The sequence below is a fragment of the Achromobacter sp. B7 genome (assembly GCF_003600685.1).
In the GTDB taxonomy this organism is placed as follows: domain Bacteria; phylum Pseudomonadota; class Gammaproteobacteria; order Burkholderiales; family Burkholderiaceae_B; genus Achromobacter; species Achromobacter spanius_B.
Genome location: NZ_CP032084.1, coordinates 1,728,923 through 1,749,352, shown reverse-complemented (window position 1 = coordinate 1,749,352; position 20,430 = coordinate 1,728,923). Strand labels below are relative to the sequence as shown.

General features: G+C 63.7%; 18 protein-coding genes and 4 tRNA genes. 8 read left to right on the top strand and 14 right to left on the bottom strand.

All coding sequences use genetic code 11. The features are described 5' to 3' along the window. Positions 1–35: 35 nt before the first annotated feature. The 10 genes from DVB37_RS07910 to rnr all read right to left on the bottom strand — a co-directional run bounded on the left by DVB37_RS07910 (position 36) and on the right by rnr (position 9,604). Positions 36–707, bottom strand: coding sequence for a response regulator transcription factor (locus tag DVB37_RS07910; protein ID WP_006218435.1), 672 nt, complete (start codon positions 705–707; stop codon positions 36–38). Between the two features lie 65 nt (positions 708–772). After that, on the bottom strand, positions 773–1,270 hold the full coding sequence (locus DVB37_RS07905) for a biopolymer transporter ExbD (RefSeq protein WP_120154535.1): 498 nt from the start codon (positions 1,268–1,270) through the stop codon (positions 773–775). Then, a complete protein-coding gene (locus tag DVB37_RS07900) occupies positions 1,270–2,208 on the bottom strand; it encodes a MotA/TolQ/ExbB proton channel family protein (RefSeq protein WP_120154533.1) in 939 nt (312 codons plus the stop codon). The genes DVB37_RS07905 and DVB37_RS07900 overlap by 1 nt, the downstream gene beginning before the upstream one ends. Position 2,209: 1 nt before the next feature. Then, entirely contained in the window at positions 2,210–3,010 is an 801-nt protein-coding gene (locus DVB37_RS07895) for an energy transducer TonB (protein WP_104143265.1), read from the bottom strand. Between the two features lie 374 nt (positions 3,011–3,384). Beyond that, positions 3,385–3,460: transfer RNA gene (locus DVB37_RS07890), tRNA-Val, on the bottom strand. Positions 3,461–3,629: 169 nt separating this feature from the next. Then, a complete protein-coding gene (locus tag DVB37_RS07885; RefSeq protein ID WP_003812968.1) occupies positions 3,630–3,902 on the bottom strand; it encodes an HU family DNA-binding protein in 273 nt (90 codons plus the stop codon). Positions 3,903–4,261: 359 nt separating this feature from the next. After that, positions 4,262–4,942 carry a Fe2+-dependent dioxygenase gene (locus DVB37_RS07880; protein WP_104143264.1) on the bottom strand — a complete coding sequence of 227 codons (681 nt, stop codon included), beginning with the start codon at positions 4,940–4,942 and terminating at the stop codon, positions 4,262–4,264. Between the two features lie 20 nt (positions 4,943–4,962). Then, a complete protein-coding gene (locus DVB37_RS07875) occupies positions 4,963–6,207 on the bottom strand; it encodes a cystathionine gamma-synthase family protein (protein ID WP_046805499.1) in 1,245 nt (414 codons plus the stop codon). Positions 6,208–6,259: 52 nt separating this feature from the next. Then, positions 6,260–6,997: a 23S rRNA (guanosine(2251)-2'-O)-methyltransferase RlmB gene (gene rlmB / locus DVB37_RS07870; protein WP_046805500.1), complete on the bottom strand. Its 738-nt coding sequence runs from the start codon at positions 6,995–6,997 to the stop codon at positions 6,260–6,262. A 141-nt stretch (positions 6,998–7,138) separates the two neighbouring features. Continuing rightward, complete coding sequence (rnr, locus tag DVB37_RS07865; protein ID WP_046805501.1) at positions 7,139–9,604, bottom strand: ribonuclease R; 2,466 nt, start codon at positions 9,602–9,604, stop codon at positions 7,139–7,141. 274 nt (positions 9,605–9,878) lie between these two features. On the opposite strand from rnr, the gene DVB37_RS07860 reads away from it, so the two are divergent. Both DVB37_RS07860 and DVB37_RS07855 read left to right on the top strand, forming a co-directional pair. Continuing rightward, positions 9,879–9,963, top strand: a tRNA-Leu gene (locus tag DVB37_RS07860). 131 nt (positions 9,964–10,094) lie between these two features. Further along, positions 10,095–10,179 (top strand) — tRNA-Leu (locus tag DVB37_RS07855). A gap of 257 nt (positions 10,180–10,436) precedes the next feature. Here DVB37_RS07855 and DVB37_RS07850 read toward each other — a convergent pair. After that, positions 10,437–11,048, bottom strand: a complete 612-nt coding sequence (locus DVB37_RS07850; protein WP_120154531.1) for a tRNA-uridine aminocarboxypropyltransferase — start codon at positions 11,046–11,048, stop codon at positions 10,437–10,439. A 161-nt stretch (positions 11,049–11,209) separates the two neighbouring features. On the opposite strand from DVB37_RS07850, the gene DVB37_RS07845 reads away from it, so the two are divergent. Then, a tRNA-Leu gene (locus DVB37_RS07845) sits at positions 11,210–11,294 on the top strand. Between the two features lie 136 nt (positions 11,295–11,430). Here DVB37_RS07845 and DVB37_RS07840 read toward each other — a convergent pair. Next, on the bottom strand, positions 11,431–11,874 hold the full coding sequence (locus tag DVB37_RS07840; protein ID WP_046805555.1) for a GNAT family N-acetyltransferase: 444 nt from the start codon (positions 11,872–11,874) through the stop codon (positions 11,431–11,433). Between the two features lie 120 nt (positions 11,875–11,994). Between DVB37_RS07840 and DVB37_RS07835 the strand changes: the two genes are divergently transcribed. The 5 genes from DVB37_RS07835 (at position 11,995) to DVB37_RS07815 (ending at position 18,300) form a co-directional block, all read left to right on the top strand. Then, the gene (locus DVB37_RS07835) at positions 11,995–12,888 is read left to right on the top strand and encodes a DMT family transporter (protein WP_120154529.1); all 894 of its coding nucleotides are present in this window, start codon (positions 11,995–11,997) and stop codon (positions 12,886–12,888) included. Between the two features lie 34 nt (positions 12,889–12,922). After that, entirely contained in the window at positions 12,923–13,867 is a 945-nt protein-coding gene (locus DVB37_RS07830; protein ID WP_104143255.1) for an AEC family transporter, read from the top strand. 9 nt (positions 13,868–13,876) lie between these two features. Continuing rightward, positions 13,877–15,157, top strand: coding sequence for an arsenic transporter (locus DVB37_RS07825; protein WP_120157412.1), 1,281 nt, complete (start codon positions 13,877–13,879; stop codon positions 15,155–15,157). 163 nt (positions 15,158–15,320) lie between these two features. Further along, positions 15,321–16,544, top strand: a complete 1,224-nt coding sequence (locus DVB37_RS07820) for a YeeE/YedE family protein (RefSeq protein WP_046805504.1) — start codon at positions 15,321–15,323, stop codon at positions 16,542–16,544. 115 nt (positions 16,545–16,659) lie between these two features. After that, positions 16,660–18,300 carry an FMN-binding glutamate synthase family protein gene (locus DVB37_RS07815; protein ID WP_104143252.1) on the top strand — a complete coding sequence of 547 codons (1,641 nt, stop codon included), beginning with the start codon at positions 16,660–16,662 and terminating at the stop codon, positions 18,298–18,300. A gap of 53 nt (positions 18,301–18,353) precedes the next feature. On the opposite strand, the gene DVB37_RS07810 is transcribed toward DVB37_RS07815, so the two are convergent. Together DVB37_RS07810 and DVB37_RS07805 are read right to left on the bottom strand one after the other, a co-directional pair. Further along, on the bottom strand, positions 18,354–19,892 hold the full coding sequence (locus DVB37_RS07810; RefSeq protein WP_371683122.1) for a phosphatidylserine/phosphatidylglycerophosphate/cardiolipin synthase family protein: 1,539 nt from the start codon (positions 19,890–19,892) through the stop codon (positions 18,354–18,356). Positions 19,893–19,904: 12 nt separating this feature from the next. After that, a complete protein-coding gene (locus tag DVB37_RS07805) occupies positions 19,905–20,237 on the bottom strand; it encodes a YqjD family protein (protein ID WP_046805506.1) in 333 nt (110 codons plus the stop codon). Positions 20,238–20,430 lie beyond the last annotated feature (193 nt).

The following is a 20,430-nucleotide window of genomic DNA, read 5'->3' as shown; positions in this document are numbered from 1 at the left end:
AGCGCAGCCGGCGCATACCGGCGGCGCCCGGGCCGTCAGGCCGTTTCCACATCCAGCATGTAGCCGAAGCCGCGCACCGTCTGGATGCTGGCGCCCGTACCTTCCAGGCGCTTGCGCAGGCGGTACACATAGACTTCGACGGCGTTTTCGCTGAAATCGGCATCCCAGGCGGACAGCGAATTCACGATTTGCCGCTTGGTGACGACGCGGCCCACGCGGGCCATCAACATTTCCAGCACGGAAAGTTCGCGCACCGACAGCGACAGGCGCTGGCCATTGGCGCGGACTTCGCGGCCGACTGTGTCGAACACCAGGGGGCCGACTTCGATCAGCGGCTGTGCCTGCCCCGCGCGCCGCCGGCCGAAGGCACGCACGCGCGCCGCCAGCTCGGGCAGTTCAAAGGGTTTGGTGACGTAATCGTCGGCGCCGGCATCCAGGCCCGCAACGCGGTCTTCGATGCCGTCGCGCGCGGTAAGGATCAGGACCGGAACCTGATTGCCGTCTTGGCGCAATTGCCGCAGCACATCAAGCCCGCTCATGCCGGGAAGGTTCAGGTCGAGCAGCATCAGGTCATACGGCTGGCCAGCCAGGGCGCCCAGGACTCGGTCGCCTTCCGTCAGCCAGTCGACCGCATAACCCTGGTCGGCCAGGAATTCCTGGAGCGCATGGCCCAGGGTGGTGTCGTCTTCGATTACCAGAACTCGCATGCCGCGATTCTAGCGCGATCCGAAAAAAAAGGGGCGCGAAATGCGCCCCCTTCCGTGGGATTCGTTCACCGGCCGGACGGCGCCCCGGCGGGAGCCGGGGTTGCGGCGCCCGCGGCAGGTGCCTGGCCGCCCGCTGCGGCACCACCCGAAGGCGGCGTCGTGACAAAGCCGATGCGCGACATGCCCGAACGGCGCGCCGAGGCCATGACCTTGGCCAGGGTTTCGTAGCGCGTGTTCTGATCGGCGCGAATGCGGATCTCGGGTTGCGGCTTGGTGCCGGCGATCGACTTGAAGCGGTTGGGCAGGTCATCGATATTGACCGGCTTTTCATCCCAGAACAATGCGCCGCTGGCGTCAATCGCCAGGTCGACCGTCTTGGGTTCTTCTTCGATCTGCTCGGCCGCCACCTGGGGCATGTTGATCTTGATCGAGTGTGCCAGCAGCGGCGCCGTGATGATGAAGATCACCAACAGCACCAGCATGACGTCGATCAGGGGCACCATGTTGATCTCGGAAACCGTATGGCTTCCGGATCCTTTTCCCTCGAAGCTGCCAAAAGCCATTATTCGCTCCCGCGTTGAACCGCGGCGCCGTTACCGTTCTGGCGGCGCAAGGCGCGGACCTTGCCGTCGGACAGCGCAACCTGCTGGCCGGTGGTCAGGAACGCGAACAGGTCGTGCGCAAAGGCGTCCAGGCGCGACAGGAACACGCGGTTGTTGCGCACAAACGTGTTGTACGCCAGCACGGCGGGAATGGCCACGGCCAGACCCAGGCCCGTCATGATCAGCGCTTCGCCCACGGGGCCGGCGATGCGGTTGATGGTCACGCCGTCGGACAAGCCGATGCCGACCAGCGCGTGGTACACGCCCCACACCGTACCGAACAGGCCGACGAACGGCGCCGTGGATCCCACCGAGGCCAACACCGTCAGGCCGTTTTCCAGCTTGGCGGTTTCTTCGTCGATCACCTTGCGCATCGTGCGCGTGACGAAATCGGAATTGCTGCCGGACTCTTCCAGCTTGGTCGCGCCGAACTTGTTGTGGTGCGCCTGCGCGTGCATCGCGTGGCTGGCCAGGTGCGAGAACGGATCGCGCGCGCCGTGCGTGCTGATCTCGTGCTCGACCTGCTCCAGCGAGCTGGCGTTCCAGAACTTGTTCAGGAAATCGGCCGAACGCCTGCGCATGCTGACGTTGCTGGCGGCCTTGACCAGGATCAGGTACCAGGTCACCAGCGACATCAGGATCAGGATGATGAACAGGCTCTTGCCCACGAAGTCGCTCTGCGCGACAAAGTGCAGAAAGCCCATGTCGGGGGTCGCGATGGGCGCGGTCGGCGGCAACGCGGCGGCGGCGCTTTGCAGCGCGTCAGCCGATTGCTGGACGACACCGGCACCGGTCGTGGCGGCTTGTTGGGCTGCGGGCGCAGCGGCGGCGGCAGCCGGAGCAGCCGGGCTGGTAGTCGCCTGCGCCACCAGGGTGGCGCCATGCAGTGCGTTGGACATCTCAGTTCCTCATTACGAAATCGAACGGAATTTTGGCTTTGGCGGGATAGGCCACGCCGTTACGGGTATAGGGCTTGAACTTGGCCTTGCGAGCCGCGGTCAACGCGGATTCGTCCAGCCTCGGAAAGCCCGAGGACGTGTCGATCGTTGCGCGGTCCACCAGACCCTGCGTGTTGATCTCCACCAGCACCAGCACCCGCCCTTCTTCCCGCATGCGGCGCGAGGCCATCGGGTAGCTGGGCATGGGGCGCGCGCCCTGGAATTCAATGCTGGACACCAAAACGGGCTGATCGGGCGGCGGGCCTTGTTGCGGGCTTTGCGTCGCCTGCGCGCCATCCACGGCGCCGGCGGGCGGCGTCTGCACGGGCGGCGTCTCGGGTTTGACTTCCTGCTTGGGCTGCGGTTTGGGTTGGGGCTTGGGTTTGGGCTTCGGCTTGGGCTTGGGGGCCGGCATCGGCGGCTTTTCAACCACGGGTTCCGGTTCCGGTTCAGGCTCGGGCTTCATTTCCGGTTCGGGCTCAGGGTCGGGCTCGACCACGGGTTCGGGCTCGGGCGGCGGCGGTTCCACGACGGGTTGCGGCGGCTCGGGCGTGGGCTCGGCCTTGGCCACCTGGGGAACGGGCGCGTCGATGAGGCTGACCATGACAGCCTCGGGCTCCTCAAGCTCAGGACGATTCGCGGGTGCCATGAAAATGGCCCCGATTACCGCCGCGTGTAGGGCGACAACCGCAAGACCGGCGCCAGCGCGTATACCAAATGAAGACGGCGAAGAAGAAGTCCAACCGCGTTGAAAACTAGGCATGAATCAGCCAGGGTGCATTGACTTATCCGGCCAGCTTGACGAAAACGCGCGCCAAAAAAAAGCGGCGTGAGCCAGCCGGTACAAGCCGATCATAATATCTTAAATGCGAATGATTCGCACGTCCTATTTCGTCTGGAATAGCGTAACACTGCCCTACCGGGCTCAACCAGAAAGCACAAGACGGCATCAAGAAAGCTTGCGCCAGCGCAAGGGCGCAACGCGTGGAGCAGGCGCAGGAACACGCCCAGGCATCACGCCCATGCGCCACACACAGAGAACGCCAAAACAAAAAACCCGCCACGGTAAGGTGTGCGGGTTTTGCGGGTGATCTGCAAGAAGTACGTTCAAATTCGCGAACGCAACGCATGGGCTTTTGGTGGGTGCTACAGGGGTCGAACCTGTGACCTACGCCTTGTAAGGGCGCCGCTCTACCAACTGAGCTAAGCACCCGATCCTGACACTTTCAGCGCCGCCTCAATGCGATGATTCGCTTGAAGCAGTGACTAACTCGCAGCCAACTCGGGGTACTCAAAAGCAATACGCGGGCCGGAGTATACCGGACCGCGTCATTGTCGGCAAATCGCTTCGGGCCGATGCCCCGCGATCGCCGTGCCGTCCATTAGTTGACGGCGTCCTTCAGGGCCTTGCCCGGACGGAACTTCGGCACCTTGGCCTTCTTGATCTTGATCGTTTCGCCCGTACGCGGGTTGCGGCCAGTGCGAGCTGCGCGAGCCGACACGGCAAACGTGCCAAAGCCAACCAGCGTTACCGTACCGCCCTTCTTCAGCGTGGTCTTGACGGCACCGATCAGGGCGTCGAGCGAACGGCCGGCGGCAGCCTTGGAGATATCGGCCTTGCTGGCGATGTGATCGATGAGTTCGGTTTTGTTCATTCAGGAGTACCCCTCACAAGGTATTGAGTCTGGCGAGGCCGTGCGGTTCATGGCTGTCATGCAGGGACGCCACCAACAAAACGCAAGGCCCGGCAAACGACGAACAGACAGTGGATGGACTTTTTTCTTGCGCTGCAAAGCACAACTTTTAAACTGCTGCGCCGCTTAGGATTCGATGGCATAAATGCCTTCAAACCGTCAGCGACGCAGACGTGTATTAGGCCTTGGCGTAGAGCGGCTGTCAAGCAAAAACCTCACCACAACCCGCGCCAATACTAGCTTTTAGCCATTTTCGCAATAAACAAAAACGCGCATTTCGGGGTTTGCGCGACACCGAAAAAAATCACTTCAAGCCTGAATCAAACATCGGCCCAGCGGCGCAGCAAATTGTGATAAATGCCGGTCAGTTGCACGATCGACGCATGTCCCGCCACGTCCTGATTCAAACGCTGGATGGCCACGTCCATGTCAAGCAACAATGCGCGCTGGCTGTCTTCGCGCACCAGGCTCTGCATCCAGAAAAACGAACTGACCCGCGCACCACGTGTCACCGGATTCACCTTGTGCAGGCTGGTGCCGGGATACAGCACCATGTGCCCCGCGGGCAGCTTCACGGCGCGCGGCCCGTAGGTGTCATCGATGACAAGCTCGCCGCCATCGTAGGAATCAGGGTCCGAGAAGAACAGCGTGGCCGACAAGTCAGTGCGCACGCGCTCGGCCGTGCCGGTGATGCCGCGCACCGCGTTGTCGACGTGATAGCCAAAGGCTTCGCCGCCTTCATAGCGATTGAACAGCGGCGGGAATATCTTGCGCGGCAAGGCGGCCGACATGAACAGGTTGTTGGCGGCCAGCCGTTGCAGGATCAGGTTGCCCAGCTCTTGCGCCAACGGATGCTGCTCGGGCAACTGGCGGTTGCGCTTGACCTCGGCGGACTGGTAGCCCGCCGTGATCTTGCCATCCACCCATTCCGAGGCGTCCAGCCGCTGGCGGATATCCGCCGCCTCTTGCGGCGTGAATACATCTGCGATCTGTATAAGCATGTGCCTGATCCTTTGGCGGATTATCCCTTCAGGCAACCATTAAGCGCCTGATCGAAATCAAACAGCAGGTCGGCTTCGTCTTCGATGCCGACGGACACGCGGATCAGGCTGTCCGCGATGCCCATTTGTTTGCGGCGCTCGGCGCCCATCTCGTAATAGATGGTGTGCGCGGCGGGCAATGCCAGGCTGCGCGTGTCACCCAGGTGCGTAGCCATCAGCACGATGCGCAGGCGGTTCAGGAAATCGAAGCAGTCCACGCCTTCGGCAAGCTCCACACCCAACAGGCCGCCGAAGCGCGAGCCAAAAAGCGCCGCGGCGCGTGCATGCTGCGCGTGGCCGGCCAGGCCGGGGTAATGAACCTTGGCCACACCGGGATGCTCATCCAGAAAGCGCGCCAGCGCCAGCGCGTTGGCGCAGTGCTTGGCCATGCGCAGCGCCAGCGTCTCGGCCCCCACGGCGATGCGGTGCGCGGGCTCGGCGGCCAACGTGCCGCCCATGTCGCGCAAGCCCTTCTTCTTGATCTGGGTCAGACCCCAACTGGTGGACGCCCCCTTGCGGTAGGCGTCGTAGATGTTGGAATAGTTGGCCCAGTCGTACAGGCCCGTATCCGTGACGGCGCCGCCCAGCGCGTTGCCGTGGCCGCCGATGTACTTCGACAGCGAATTCATCACCAGCGATGCATGCACGGTGGACGGGCGGAACATCCACGGCGACGTCAAGGTGTTATCGACGACGTAGACCAGGTTTTTCTCGCGGCAGATTTCACCGATGACCGCCAGGTCGGCCACTTGCGTGCCCGGGTTGGCAATCGTTTCAGTGAAGACCATGCGCGTGTTGGGCTGGATCGCGGCGCGCACTTGCTCGGCATCTGTTGCATCGACGAAGGTGATTTCGACACCCAGCTCCAGCAGCGTGCCAAGCAGGCTGTTGGTGTTGCCGAACACAAACTGGCTGGACACCAGATGATCGCCGCGACGCAGCAAGGTCGTGAAAATGGCCGACAACGCCGCCATGCCGGTGGCAAAGCTGACGGTGCCCTTGCCGCCTTCCATGTGGTTGATCTTGGCTTCCAGCGCCGTGGTCGTGGGCGTGCCCTGGCGCGCATAGGTAAAGCCCGCCTTGCCCTGGAATACCGCCGCCAGCTCGCGCGCGTCGTCATAGGCGAATTCCGACGAGGGATGCATCGGCTTGTGCACCGCTCCGTGCTCGACGGATTGTTGGCGGTCGGAATGGAGGATCGTGGTGGTAAAGCCGTTCTGGTGCATGATGGGCAGACGCGTAAAAGGAAGAGCTACAAGGTAGTCGGGTCGGACAAGGTCAGGCTTGACGCTGGCGCACGGTTTCGTACAGGCACACGGCGCTGGCCACGCTGACGTTCAGGCTTTCAACCGAACCCAACATGGGGATGTTGACGAGCTGATCGCAGGTTTCGCGGGTCAGGCGTCGCATGCCCTCGCCTTCGGCGCCCATGACCCACGCCATCGGCTGGCGGGCGTCAATCTTGTGCATGCTGTCGGTGGCCTGGTCGTCGGTACCCACCAGCCACACGCCACGATCTTTCAGGCTGCGCATGGTGCGGGCCAGGTTCGTGACCATCAGATAAGGCACGGTATCGGCCGCGCCGCACGCCACGCGCTGCACGGTGGCGTTCAAGCCGACGGCGCGGTCGCGCGGGGCAATCACGGCATGCACGCCCGCCGCATCGGCGGTGCGCAGGCAGGCGCCCAGATTGTGGGGATCGGTCACGCCGTCCAGGATCAGCAGCAGCGGCGGGCCCTCGATAACGTCGAGCACTTCGTCCACATCCACCGCCAGTTGGCGCTCGTCGGCCAAGGCGACCACGCCCTGGTGCCGCGTTCCGCGCGACAGACCATCCAGGCGTTCCATCGGCACGGGATGCACACGGCGCCCCGCCTTTTCGGCCTGCTCGATGAACGTCTGCATGCGCTTGTCGCGGCGCGAGGCCTCGACATAGATTTCCTTGATTGAGTCGGGCGCGTGGCGCAGCCGCGCGACAACCGCGTGAAACCCGGCTAGAACTTGGGTCGACGCCATAGATGCAATACCTTTAGATAAACGAATACCCGCCCCAGAGGGGGCGGGCCACCGGACCAAGCCGGCCATCTGCGCAATGTTACCCCTTATGGCCCCGCCGCCCTACAGCGGGCGGGTCATAAAGGCGTCACAAAGCGCGTGTCAATGACGCTTGTGCGTCGCCTTTTTGGCGGGCGATGCGCGCTTGGACGCACGGGGCGGCTTGCCGGCCTTCTTGGCGTCGGCGCGGCGTTCCTTGGCGGTCTGGCCCTTCAGCGCGGCCGGCTTCGGGGCTGCCGCCTTCTTCACGCGGCGCACGGGCTCGTCGGGCCCACGGGCCGCCGCCTTGCGCAAGGCGTCGAAGCTGGTGCCCTGCACCAGGCGGAATTCAATGCGGCGCGCTTCGAGATCGACGCGCGCCACCTGCACCTGGACCTTGTCGGTCAGGCGGTAGCGCATGCCGGTGCGCTCACCGCGCAACTCATGCAGCCCATCATTGAACTGGAAGTATTCGCCGCCCAGTTCAGACACGTGCACCAGCCCTTCGACGTGCAAGGTATCCAGCGTGACGAAGATACCGAAGCTGGCCACGCCGGTGACGGTGCCGCTGAAGTCTTCGCCCACGCGTTCCTTGACGAACCAGCACTTGAGCCAGGCCTCGACGTCGCGCGATGCTTCGTCGGCGCGGCGCTCGGTGGCCGACAACACCAGACCCATCTTTTCCCAGATGGCGTGCTCGTGTTCTTTCTGCGTGCGACCGATGACGACTGCGTGGTCATCCAGGCTGGGCACATAGCGCTGGCCGGCCAACAGGGCCTTGATGACGCGATGGGTCAACAGATCGGGGTAGCGGCGAATGGGCGACGTGAAGTGGCTGTAGCCGGGGTAGGCCAAACCAAAGTGGCCCATGTTGTCAGGGCTGTAGACGGCCTGCTGCATGGAGCGCAGGCACATCGACTGCAACAGCTGGTAGTCGGGACGGCCGCGCACGGTGTCAAGAAAGTCACCGTAGTCCTTGGCCGTGGGCGTGTCGCCCCCGCCCAGCGACAAGCCCATCGTGCGCAGGAATTCGCGCAGCGATTGCAGGCGTTCCGGCGTGGGCCCTTCGTGGATGCGGTACAGGCCGGGATGCTTGCTGCGCGTCATGAAGTCGGCCGCGCAGGTGTTGGCGGCCAGCATGCACTCTTCGATGAGCTTGTGGGCGTCGTTGCGCACGGACGGCACGATCTGTTCGATACGGCCCAGTTCGTTGCAGACGATCTTGGTTTCGACGGTGTCGAAATCAATGGCGCCGCGCTTCTTGCGGCCTTGCACCAGCAGCTGGAACAGTTCGTACAGATGCTGCACATGCGGCATCACGTTGCGCATGGCCGCGGCGGCGGGGCCGCCCGGCTGCTGCAAGGCGGCCCAGATATTCGTGTACGTGGTGCGGGCATGCGAATGCATCACCGCGTTATAGAACTGGTAGGCGGTGACCGTGCCGGCCTTGGCGCCCGTGGCCGGAATGACCATGTCGCAGACCAGCACCAGGCGGTCGACGTCGGGGTTCAGCGAGCACAGGCCGTTGGACAGCGATTCGGGCAGCATCGGGATGACGCGGCGCGGGAAGTACACGCTGGTGCCGCGCTCGATGGCGTCGTCGTCCAGGGCGTCGCCGGGACGCACGTAATGGCTGACGTCGGCAATGGCGACCAACAGGCGCCAGCCTGGACGCTTGCGCTGGCCGGTGCCCAGTTCGACGGGCTCGCAATACACCGCATCGTCGAAGTCGCGCGCGTCTTCGCCGTCGATGGTGATCAGCGGCACGTCGCGCAGGTCGACGCGGTCTTTCAAGTCGGTTTTGCGGACAGTATCGGGGATGCGCGCGGCTTGCTTGCGAGCGGCTTCCGAGAATTCGACGGGCACGTCGAACTTGCGCACGGCGATCTCGATTTCCATGCCGGGGTCGTCGATTTCGCCCAGCACCTCGGCCACGCGGCCCAGGGGCTGCGTATGGCGCGTGGGCTGTTCCATGATTTCAACCGCAACCACCTGCCCATGCTGGGCGCCGTTGGTGTCGCTGGGCGGAATCAGGATGTCGTGCTTGATGCGTTGATCTTCGGGCACGACGATGGACAGGCCATGCTCGTGCAGAAAACGCCCCACCAGCTTATTGGTGCGGCGTTCAATGACTTCAACGATGGTGCCTTCGGGCTTGCCACGGTATTCGCCCGTGGGCTTGACCAGCACGCGGTCGCCATGCAGGACCTTGAGCATTTCGCGCGGCGACAGGAACAGGTCGGGGCCGCCGTCATCACGCAGCAGGAAACCGAACCCGTCACGGTGACCCAGCACCTTGCCTGCGACAAAATCCAATTTGGTCGCCAGCAACAAAACGCCCTTGCGATTGGGCATCAACTGGCCGTCGCGTTCCATAGCGCCCAGGCGGCGCTCGAAACCCACCATCGTCGCGGCTCGCTCAACGCCCATGCGTTCGGCCAGTTCCACCGGAGACAACGGCGAGCCCGCGGCCCGCAGTGCGGTCAGGATGGCTTCACGGGACGGGACATCGGGATCGAAGTCCGGCGGCGCTTCGGGCAAGGGTGTTGATCTGTTGTTTTTCGATTCGTTATTCGATCGTTTTGCCAAAGCTGAAAGTTCCGTATATAATGCGCAGCTTCTGTGGTTCGCCCAAGGCTGAACACTGAAGCAGAAATGGTCAGAAGGGGTTGAAAACCAAAGCGGTTGCTAACCCCAGGTCGAAAGACCCATTGTAAAACCAAGTGCGCTCAGGACGCATGTTTTAGTTAAGTTTTGGTTAAGTCAGTATGTTGAAAACAACGTACGCGCTTAATAGAACAGGGCTAAAACAATGCAACTAGAGCGGCAGCGTATCACAGTGTTCTGACAAGCATGTCTCAGTGCCCAGGTGGCGGAATTGGTAGACGCGCACGGTTCAGGTCCGTGTGCCGCAAGGTGTGGAGGTTCGAGTCCTCTCCTGGGCACCACGGAATTTAAATCGAACTTGCTTGCCGACTACGGTCGCGAACAAGTTGGATAGTAAAAATGCAGTAAAGACTGCCAAAGCAGTATCAGCAGTACTTGCAGTAAACCTGCTAGAGCTCATGGCTCTTACAGTGCCCAGGTGGCGGAATTGGTAGACGCGCACGGTTCAGGTCCGTGTGCCGAAAGGTGTGGAGGTTCGAGTCCTCTCCTGGGCACCACCCGCATAGATGACGAAGCCGCGTTGCGCGGATTCGATAGCAAGACAGAAAGCCCCGAACATCGGAAGATATTCGGGGCTTTTGCTTTGTTGTCGGTGTTTTTACTTGTCGCCGATTTAACTGCACGCCGGGCTATTTCATTTTGGTTCGGCTTTATGTTTCCGGGCGCCGACGTGGCCGGTTTAGCTTGTCAATCGTCACGCCGATATGCCGGCTTCGCGGTATTAATCCCCTACCCTTTTTCATACCGCGCCCGCTTAGCGCCACGGCACCTTGCGCTGCAAATGATGGCGGGCGTACAGATCTTCACCCATGCCCTCGATCTGTCCGTCGATCAACGCCTCGAAGGGACGCAACAAGGCATCGACGTTCATGGGCGCTTCAATGGCGCTCAGGGCATGCGTGACCGCTTCGATTGTCGACAGCGCACCAGGAATATCGGCATGACGAACGCGATAGCGGGTCACCAAGCCGGCGGGCAACATCACGCGCGGCAGCGCAGCCAGTTCGGGGTTGATATGCAGCAGCTTGCGCGCGTGGCCCCACGTGCCGTCCGGCACGATCAGTTGAATCGGCAGGTCCAGGTCACGCCCATAACCGGGAGTCAGGACGTCGGCGGCCAGCCCCGGAAACAATAGACGCGGCGTGTAGCCGGGCTCAGCCCAATCGCTGGTCGTAAAACGTTCGCCCACCACGCGGCGCGCGCCGACCAAGCCCAGCACGGCCAGCCGGGCCGTGTTCAAGGCGTGGCGCGCTTCGCTTGGATGTTGAAGCACCACGACGCGGGTGCGGCATGACAAGGAAGGAATCAGCGCGCACAGGCAATGGGATTCCGGACGCAGGCAGCGCGTGCAAAGGGTACGTGACATGGGGCGACACTATAGCGAAAGCCGCCAACGCCAGGCGCGCGAAAAAGTGAAAAAAAGGCAGGACACCGGCTTGCACACGCAAAAGAAAGTGTGCATAATCTCGCTTCTCTGCTGCTGAACAAGAAACGACGCGCAAGCGACGCAACACGTGAAGCATCAGCGCCCAGGTGGCGGAATTGGTAGACGCGCACGGTTCAGGTCCGTGTGCCGCAAGGTGTGGAGGTTCGAGTCCTCTCCTGGGCACCAATTATTACATCACGAGGTACCTGTCGTGATGCGCCAAGAAAAACCCCGATCGTGAAAACGACCGGGGTTTTTTCTTTTGCATGCGGCCGGCGTCAAGACAATACGCACGGCAATACGCACGGCATTATGCGCCGCACTACTTCAGCTCGCGCGTCATCACGACGTGCGGAATTCCAGCTTCCACGAATTCCTCGCCTTCGACGACAAAGCCGTGCGCCTGATAGAAGCCGGCGGCATGCGTCTGCGCATGCAACACCAGCATGCGGTGGCCATCGCCATGGCCCTGCTCGATCAGGGCATCCAGCAACAGCCCGCCCACGCCCATGCCGCGCGCCCGCTTCTGCACGGCCATGCGGCCGATGTGCCCGTCGGGCAGCAAGCGCCCCGTACCCATTGGCGTGCCGTCCGGCCCGTACGCCACGGCGTGCACCGATAGCGCGTCGTCGTCATCCAGCTCGACCTCGGGCGGCACCTTTTGCTCGACGACGAATACCTCGTAGCGAACCGCACTGGCGTCTTCGCGCAGCCGGTCCCAGGTGCCCAATGCAATACGCACCGCTGATTTTTTTTGGGTCGACATCTTCATTTCCCTCGCGAGCGGCAATCAACAATAAATATCCTACGCCGCATTCTCAAGCGGGAATGATACCGGCACGAAAAGGGGTACGATCGCGGCTTGCCCCCGTTGCCCGCATCCAACATGACACCCGCCGCTCCGCCCTGGTTGAAAGCCGCTCCCGCGCTTTTCCTGTTGCTGTGGTCCAGCGGTTTCGTCGTGTTGAAAATCGGTCTGGCCTATGCCGACCCGCTGACGTTCCTGGCCGTGCGCTACGCCTGCGTGGTGCTGATCCTGGCGCCGTTCATGCTGGTGCTGCGTCCCGCCCTGCCCCGTGGCGCGCGCGCCTGGGGGCATCTGGCGATGGTGGGCCTGCTGCTGCAAGCCGGCTATTTCTGCTGCACCTATCTATCGCTGAAACTGGGCATGCCAGCCGGCGGGCTGGCCCTGATCGCGTCATTGCAACCCATCCTGATCGGCCTGCTGGCCCCATTGATCGCTCACGAGCGCGTCGACGCGCGGCGCTGGGCCGGGCTGGGGCTGGGCGTGGCGGGCGCTGTGCTGGTGATCGTGGCCAAGGCATCCATCGACGTGCTGGCGCCACTGGGGCTGCTGTTCGCCGTTGGCGCGCTGCTTTGCATCACCAGCGGCACGCTTTACGAAAAGCGTTTTGGCGTGGCCACGCATCCGGTCACGTCCAACCTGCTGCAATACGCCGTCGGCCTGGCAGTGACCGCGCCGCTGGCATTCTGGCTGGAACCCATGCGCATCGAATGGACCGGTCCGTTGCTTGCCGCGTTGGCTTATCTCGTAGTGGGCAATTCGCTGGTGGCCATCACCTTGTTGTTGACCATGATCCGCCACGGTGAAGCGTCCCGCGTGTCCGCCCTTTTCTTCATGGTGCCGCCTTGCACCGCCGTGTTTGCGTTGATGGCCCTGGGCGAACCGATACCCATGTTGGCGTGGCCCGGCATGGCGCTGGCCGCCCTTGGCATCCTGCTGGTCACCCGCAACCCGCGCCCGCGCCAAGTAGAATGAGCGCCTTCCCGCGCCCACGCCCCCATCACCACCGATGAACGCCGTCATTACCGCCGCCCTGCCGGTCTTTGCGCTGATCCTGACCGGCTGGCTGGCCGCCCGCGGCAAGGTGCTGGGACCCGGCGCCACCGACGCGCTGAACCGCTATGTCGTCTACCTGTCGCTGCCGGCACTGCTGTTTCGGGCAATGACGCAGGTAGACCTGACGCACATGGCGCATTGGGGTTTTGTCGCCGCCTTCGCGGGCGGCATCGCCGTGACCTTCCTGGTGTCTTTCCTGCCCGGCCGTGGCGGGCGCCGCGCACTGACCGACCGCAGCATCGAAGGTCTGGCCGCGTCGTATGCCAATGCCGGCTACATGGGCATCCCGCTGTGCGTGGCGCTGTTCGGCGCGGAAAGCCTGGCGCCGGCCGCCTTCACCACCCTGCTGACCGCCAGCGTGCTGTTCGGCTTTGCCATCGCGCTGATCGAATTCGACCGGCAACAAGCCCCGAACCCCGCCGCCACGCTATTGAAGGTAGGCCGCGCCTTGATGCGCAACCCCTTGCTGGCCGCGCCGGTCCTCGGGCTGGCATGGGCCGCCACCGGCCTGACCCTGCCCGAAGGCATAGACCGCTACGTCGCGCTGCTGGGCGCGTCCGCCAGCCCCTGCGCGCTGGTCACCATCGGCCTGTTCCTTGCGCAGACTGAAACCGCCACCGCCGGCCCCGGCGTGCTGCGCCTGGTGACCGGGAAGTTGTTGCTGCAACCGGCCGTCACCGCGGTGCTGGCCTTTTATGTTTTTTCGATGCCACCGCTGTGGGCATGGACGGCCGTGCTGATGAGCGCGCTGCCCATCGGCACCGGCCCCTTCATGCTGGCCAAGATGTACGGGCGCGATGCCCGCCTGACTTCGCGCGCCATCCTGGTTTCCACCGTCGCCTCCGTGTTGACCGTCAGCCTGCTGGTCGCGTGGATCAGTGCCCACCCCATTTCTTGATTGATCGTCATGCTGCTTGCCGCCGCCATCTTCATTCTTACCATCACGCTGGTCATCTGGCAGCCGAGAGGCTTGTCCATAGGCTGGAGCGCCGTCATCGGCGCTGGCCTGGCGCTGGCCACGGGCGTGGTGCACCTGGCCGACATCGCGGACGTCTGGCGCATTGTCTGGAACGCCACCGCCACCTTTATCGCCATCATCGTCACCAGCCTGATCCTGGACGAAGCCGGCTTCTTTGAATGGTCGGCCTTGCACGTCGCGCGTTGGGGCGGCGGGCGCGGACGGCTGCTGTTTGTGTTGATCGTGCTGCTGGGCGCGGCGGTGTCGGCGCTGTTCGCCAATGACGGCGCAGCGCTGATCCTGACGCCTATCGTCATGGAAATGCTGCTTGCGCTGGGCTTCGGGCCGGGCGCGTCACTGGCCTTTGTGATGGCGGCGGGGTTTATTGCCGACACGGGCAGCATCGCGCTCATTGTCTCGAATCTGGTGAACATCGTGTCGGCCGATTTCTTCGGCATCGGCTTTGGCGAATATGCGTCGGTGATGCTGCCCGTCAACCTGATGGCCGTGGGCTCCACGCTGGTGGTGCTGCTGCTGTTTTTCCGCAAGAGCATTCCGCCGCGCTACGACGTCAGCCAATTGCCGAGCCCGGCGTCCGCCATTCGCGACCCCATCACCTTTCGTGCCGGCTGGATCGTGCTGGCCTTGCTGCTTGCCGGCTTCTTCGTGCTGGAGCCCATGGGCATTCCGGTCAGCGCCATTGCCGCGGCCGGTGCGCTGGGCCTGCTGGTCATCGCCGGCCGCCAGCACATCGTGGGCACGCGCAAGATCATGCGCGAGGCGCCCTGGCACATCGTGATTTTTTCCTTGGGCATGTACCTGGTCGTCTACGGCCTGCGCAACGCCGGCCTGACCGCGCACCTGGCGCAGGTGCTGGACCGCTGCGCCGAATACGGACTGTGGGGCGCGGCGATGGGCACGGGCCTGATCACCGCGTTCCTGTCGTCCGTCATGAACAACCTGCCCACGGTGCTGGTGGGCGCGCTGTCCATTGCGGACACCAGCGCCACCGGTCCGCTGAAAGACGCCATGATCTACGCCAACATCATCGGCAGCGACCTGGGGCCGAAAATCACGCCGATCGGCAGCCTGGCGACGCTGCTCTGGCTGCATGTGCTGGCGCGCAAAGGGCTGCGGATCACGTGGGGCTATTACTTCAAGGTGGGCATTGTGCTGACGTTGCCGGTACTGCTGCTGACGCTGGCCGCGCTGGTATGGCGGCTGCAATAGCGCAGCGACTGTCCCCCTGCTTTTAATAACTTTTAGTTATTACGCAAGCACAAATAGATGGTTTGAGCCATTAAACCGCCGCCGTAAACTTCCAAGCATCTCCACGGGCGCCCCTACACGCGCCCGTTTGCTTTGAACCGATTCAATCCCCCCGGGATGCCCCATGAGTTCCAACGCCTCGACCTTGCCCCTGCCCTCGGCCCTGCCGCCACTGCACATCAACCGCAAGCCCTTGTGGATTGCGCTGCTGCTGTTGCTGGCCGGCGCGCTCTATCTGCTTCAAACCGTCAGCTGGCGCCAAGGTGCGCTGTGGGTGATTGGCGCTCTGCTGGGCGTCACGCTGTATCACGCATCTTTCGGCTTTACGCAGGCCTGGCGCGTGTTCGTGTCCGACCGCCGCGGCGCGGGCCTGCGCGCACAGATGCTGATGCTGGGCGTGGGCGTGCTGCTGTTCTTCCCGTTCCTGGCCGCCGGCACGCTGTTCGGCCAACCCGTCACCGGCTTCGTATCGCCCCCGGGCGTGTCCGTGGTGCTGGGCGCGTTCCTGTTCGGCATCGGCATGCAGCTGGGCGGCGGTTGCGCGTCGGGCACGCTGTTCGCCGTGGGCGGCGGCAACACGCGCATGCTGGTCACGCTGCTGTTCTTCATTGTGGGCTCGGTCGTTGCCACGGCCAATTTCAGCTGGTGGTCGACGCTGCCCGCCTTGGCGCCCACATCGTTGATCAAGACCTGGGGCCTGGCGCCCGCGTTGATCGCCAACCTGGTGGTTTTTGCCCTGATCGCCTGGGGTACCACCGCGCTTGAAAAGCGTCGCCACGGCCACGTGATTTCCTTTGCCTCGCGCACCGCGCGCCCCGTTTCCCTGCTGCAAGGCCCGTGGCCGCTGATCTGGGGCGGCGTTGCGCTGGTCGTGTTGAACTTCGCCACGCTGGCGCTGGCCGGCCGCCCGTGGGGCATCACATCCGCCTTTGCCTTGTGGGGCGCCAAAGCCTTGAACGCCGTCAGCGGCGATGTGGCCAGCTGGACGTACTGGAGCAAGCAGCCTTCGCTGGGCGCGCCGTTGCGCCAGGACGTCACCACCGTCATGGACATCGGCCTGATGCTGGGCGCGCTGGCCGCCGCCAGCGCCGCCGGTAAATTCGCCCCCGTCTGGAAGGTGCCTGCACGCTCGCTGGCCGGCGCCGTCATCGGCGGCCTGTTGCTGGGATATGGCGCTCGCTTGGCCTTCGGTTGCAACATCGGCGCGTACTTCAGCGGCATCCTGTCGGGCAGCCTGCATGCCTGGCTGTGGCTGCCGGCCGCCTTCGCGGGCAGCGCGCTGGGCGTGCGCTTGCGCCCCGCCTTCGGCCTGGCCGTCGAGAAAACGCCCCCGGCTTCCAGCTGCTGACGGCCCGCTGCTGAAAAACTGTGTTCCACGCATCGCCCCCTTTTCAGGGGGCTTTTCTTTTTTCGGCCGCGCCGGCTGGTGTATGGTGGCGTCACTTGCGCACCCCGGAGAGAACATGAGCTGGATGCTTGGCCGTTACACGGCCTTTTTATTGACCCTTGCCGGCGCTGCCGTCACCGCTTTCCTGGCGGCTACCGATTCACTGTGGTGGCTATGGGCCGCCGTTCCGCTGGCGATGCTGGGCGCGCTTGGCGTCTACGACCTGATCCAGACGCGCCACGCCATCCGGCGCAACTATCCCGTCATCGGCAACCTGCGCTTTCTGTTCGAGTTCATCCGCCCCGAGATCCGCCAGTATTTCCTGGAAGACGACACGCAGGCCGCGCCCTTCTCGCGCGCGCAACGTTCCATTGTTTATCAGCGCGCCAAGCGCGAAATCGACAAGCGCCCCTTCGGCACGCAGGAAGACGTGTACGGCGACCGCTACGAATGGATCAACCATTCCATGTCGCCCTCGCACATCAATGACACGGACTTTCGTGTCACGGTGGGCGGCCCGGACTGCACGCAGCCCTATTCGATGTCTGCCTTCAACGTGTCGGCCATGAGCTTTGGCGCGCTGTCGGCCAACGCCGTGCTGGCATTGAACGAAGGCGCGCGCCAAGGGGATTTTGCGCACGACACTGGCGAAGGCGGCATCAGCCGCTACCACCGCCAGCCGGGGGGCAGCCTGGTGTGGAACATCGGGTCGGGTTACTTCGGATGCCGCGACGAACAGGGGGCATTCTCCGAAGAAGCCTTCATCAAGAACGCCTGTACGCCGCAGGTGAAGATGATTGAAATCAAGCTGTCGCAGGGCGCCAAGCCCGGCCATGGCGGTATCTTGCCCGCCAGCAAGGTCACGCTGGAAATCGCCGAAGCGCGCGGCGTGGCCGCGTGGCAGGATTGCAACTCCCCAGCCAGCCATTCGGCTTTCGACACGCCTATCGGCTTGATGAAATTCGTGGCGCGGCTACGAGAACTGTCGGGCGGCAAACCGGTAGGATTCAAGTTCTGCGTGGGCCACCCCTGGGAATGGTTCGCCATCGTCAAGGCCATGCTGGAAACCGGCATCACGCCGGATTTCATCGTGGTGGACGGCGCGGAAGGCGGCACGGGCGCGGCGCCGGTTGAATTCGTGGACCACGTAGGCACACCGCTGCGCGAAGCGCTGCGCCTGGTGCACAACACCTTGATCGGCGTGAACCTGCGCGACCGCATCAAGATCGGCGCATCCGGAAAAATCATTACGGCCTTCGACATGGCGCGCGTCATGGCGATGGGCGCCGACTGGTGCAATGCGGCTCGCGGTTTCATGTTCGCCATCGGCTGCATCCAGGCCCAGGCCTGCCATACCGGCAAATGCCCCACCGGCGTCACCACACAAGACCCGCTGCGCCAGCGCGCGCTGGTGGTGCCCGACAAGGCCCAGCGGGTGGCCAACTTTCATCGCAATACGCTGCACGCGCTGGCCGAGCTTCTGGCGGCGGCGGGCCTGACGCACCCGGGCCAACTGCGCCCGCATCACATCGCACGCCGCATCTCGTCCAGCGAAATCCGTTTGTTGTCGGCGCTGTTTCCTGAGTTGGCGCCAGGTGAACTGCTGCGAGGCGAATTCCGGCATCAGGTGTTTCGCGTGGGCTGGGCCATGGCCCAGGCGCAATCGTTCCAACCCACGCAAGACATCACCACGGCGCTGGCCGAGCACCGCGCCTAGCCACGCAGCGCTGACCGCTTGAGACAGCTAGGGCCGATGTTCGAACGCGGGCGCTACAGCCAGCGTTCGAACATCCGCGAAAAGAACTCCATGAACCGATCGTCCACCCCACGCTGCCGCCAGGTTTCCGGGGTGATGGGCACGGAATCGGCAACGTCGCGCTGGAACAGCGCTTCCATTTCGCCGGCGAATTCCGGGCCCAGCACGACCGCGTTGATCTCGTAGTTCAGCGCGAAACTGCGCCAGTCCATATTGCTGGACCCCACCGTGGACCAGACGCCGTCCACCACCGCCGTCTTGGCATGCAACAAGGCATCGCGGCGCTCGTAGAGCTTGACGCCGGCTTCCAGCAGATCGGTGTAATGCGAGCGGCCGGCGTTAAAGACCAGCGACGAATCGCTGAACCCGGGCAACACCAACACCACATCGACACCGCGCCGCGCGGCGGCCGACAACACGTCGATAAAGGCCGGGTCGGGCACGAAGTACGCCATGGTGATGTGGATGGATTTCTGCGCGCTTTCAAATGCCGACATCAGCGTCAGATAGACGGTATAGCCGTCGCTGCGATCGGGTTGATTCGCCAGGATGCGCACGGTGGTCGACCCCGTCGGCGGCGCGACATGCGTGCCGCCGCCCTTGATCGGTTCATCCGATTGCGACGCCCAGCCCGCCTGAATCACCTGTTCCAGCTGCGCCACGGCCGGCCCTTCGATGCGCAAGTGCGTATCGCGCCATGGCGCGGCCTTGGCATCGCCCTTGGCCTTCGGGCCGTCTTGTTTTGCATCATCGGGCTTGGCATCAGCCTCTTTACCCGCGCCGCTGCCCGAGCCGCCACTGGATTTACCACCCGACCCGGGGGTCGAGCCCGAGGCCGCCCCCGGCGACGACTCATAAACGCTGCTGACATTGATGCCGCCCAGGTAGCCGACCTTGCCGTCAACCACCAGCACCTTGCGGTGATTACGCTGGTTCGGTGACCACCCCGCGCGCGCGGCGACCGGGTTGACGGGGTTGAACACCGCCACCTGAACGCCTGCGTCGCGCAAGCGTTGAAACAGGGCGTCGGGCGTCTTGATGGTGCCCACCGCGTCGACCATCAAAGACACTTCGGCGCCGCGATTGCGCGCGGCGATAAGCGCCTCGGCAAAGCGCGCGCCTTCGGCGTCGTCTTCAAAAATATAGGTCTCCATGTGCACATAGCGGCGCGCCTGTGCAATGGATTTGAGCATCGCTTGATAGGTCGTGGGCCCGTCGGCCAGCAACTTGACTTGATTGCCGGGCGACAGAGGCGCGCCGCTGACGGCTTGCTCGACCGCCAGGTGACGCGCCAGGAAATCATCCTTCGGCGTGTTGGGGTCGGCCACAATGCCTTGCCCGCGCCGATAGCTTTCGCGTGCGGCCTCGGCGGACAGCCCCGCCTGTTCTTTACGGGCCTGGCGTTCATCGGCGTCCGGCACGCGGGCGCAGGCCGCCAGCAGCGTGGCCGCGCACGCCAGCACCAATGCGTGCGCCCCACGACGCGCGCCGGGCAGCCACGAAGGCGCGCCCGGCGCGCGTACTACCCGGCCCAAGGCCGGTGGTGGTCTCATGGCGACTGCGGCTTAACGCCGGCCGCTGGCCACCAGGCAGCCCAGCAAGGCGCCTACCAATGCCGCCACGCCCACCGACTTCCAGGCATGTTCGTGCACGTATTCATCGGCGTAGGCCTTGGCGCGATAAGCACGTTCGCGTGCCGCGCCTTCCCAATCACCCGCATGGTGGCGCGCTTCGGCAAGTTGCGACTTCAGCCGAGCACGGGCGGATTCAATCTCGGAGCCCGTATAAGAAGCCGTCGAACGCAAGAGGTCTTCGGTTCCAGAGAGCAGATCGCGGAAGCTGTCGTTGACCCGGTCACGGTGCAGAGCCATCTCGGCGCGTTGGTGCTTTCGATTCATAGTCGCTCCTTTGAAGATTGGGGTCGCAAGGGGGGAGAGCCACGCCGCGTTGCCGCAACGTCAACGACGCCACCCCGTTGACCATGTCCCCATTGTGCCGATCATTTGGCGGCGCCGCTCCAGCTTTCGCAACCAGCCGTAATCCGATATTTCAGCGGCCCGAAACTTGCTGTAGGGCTACCGCGAAGCGCCG

What these genes read in the sequence shown, in the direction of transcription:
- DVB37_RS07910 (WP_006218435.1), bottom strand. Translation starts at nt 707, where the DNA reads ATGCGAGTTCTGGTAATCGAAGACGACACCACCCTGGGCCATGCGCTC.
- DVB37_RS07905 (WP_120154535.1), bottom strand. Translation starts at nt 1,270, where the DNA reads ATGGCTTTTGGCAGCTTCGAGGGAAAAGGATCCGGAAGCCATACGGTT.
- DVB37_RS07900 (WP_120154533.1), bottom strand. Translation starts at nt 2,208, where the DNA reads ATGTCCAACGCACTGCATGGCGCCACCCTGGTGGCGCAGGCGACTACC.
- DVB37_RS07895 (WP_104143265.1), bottom strand. Translation starts at nt 3,010, where the DNA reads ATGCCTAGTTTTCAACGCGGTTGGACTTCTTCTTCGCCGTCTTCATTT.
- DVB37_RS07885 (WP_003812968.1), bottom strand. Translation starts at nt 3,902, where the DNA reads ATGAACAAAACCGAACTCATCGATCACATCGCCAGCAAGGCCGATATC.
- DVB37_RS07880 (WP_104143264.1), bottom strand. Translation starts at nt 4,942, where the DNA reads ATGCTTATACAGATCGCAGATGTATTCACGCCGCAAGAGGCGGCGGAT.
- DVB37_RS07875 (WP_046805499.1), bottom strand. Translation starts at nt 6,207, where the DNA reads ATGCACCAGAACGGCTTTACCACCACGATCCTCCATTCCGACCGCCAA.
- rlmB (WP_046805500.1), bottom strand. Translation starts at nt 6,997, where the DNA reads ATGGCGTCGACCCAAGTTCTAGCCGGGTTTCACGCGGTTGTCGCGCGG.
- DVB37_RS07850 (WP_120154531.1), bottom strand. Translation starts at nt 11,048, where the DNA reads ATGTCACGTACCCTTTGCACGCGCTGCCTGCGTCCGGAATCCCATTGC.
- DVB37_RS07840 (WP_046805555.1), bottom strand. Translation starts at nt 11,874, where the DNA reads ATGTCGACCCAAAAAAAATCAGCGGTGCGTATTGCATTGGGCACCTGG.
- DVB37_RS07835 (WP_120154529.1), top strand. Translation starts at nt 11,995, where the DNA reads ATGACACCCGCCGCTCCGCCCTGGTTGAAAGCCGCTCCCGCGCTTTTC.
- DVB37_RS07830 (WP_104143255.1), top strand. Translation starts at nt 12,923, where the DNA reads ATGAACGCCGTCATTACCGCCGCCCTGCCGGTCTTTGCGCTGATCCTG.
- DVB37_RS07825 (WP_120157412.1), top strand. Translation starts at nt 13,877, where the DNA reads ATGCTGCTTGCCGCCGCCATCTTCATTCTTACCATCACGCTGGTCATC.
- DVB37_RS07820 (WP_046805504.1), top strand. Translation starts at nt 15,321, where the DNA reads ATGAGTTCCAACGCCTCGACCTTGCCCCTGCCCTCGGCCCTGCCGCCA.
- DVB37_RS07815 (WP_104143252.1), top strand. Translation starts at nt 16,660, where the DNA reads ATGAGCTGGATGCTTGGCCGTTACACGGCCTTTTTATTGACCCTTGCC.
- DVB37_RS07810 (WP_371683122.1), bottom strand. Translation starts at nt 19,892, where the DNA reads ATGAGACCACCACCGGCCTTGGGCCGGGTAGTACGCGCGCCGGGCGCG.
- DVB37_RS07805 (WP_046805506.1), bottom strand. Translation starts at nt 20,237, where the DNA reads ATGAATCGAAAGCACCAACGCGCCGAGATGGCTCTGCACCGTGACCGG.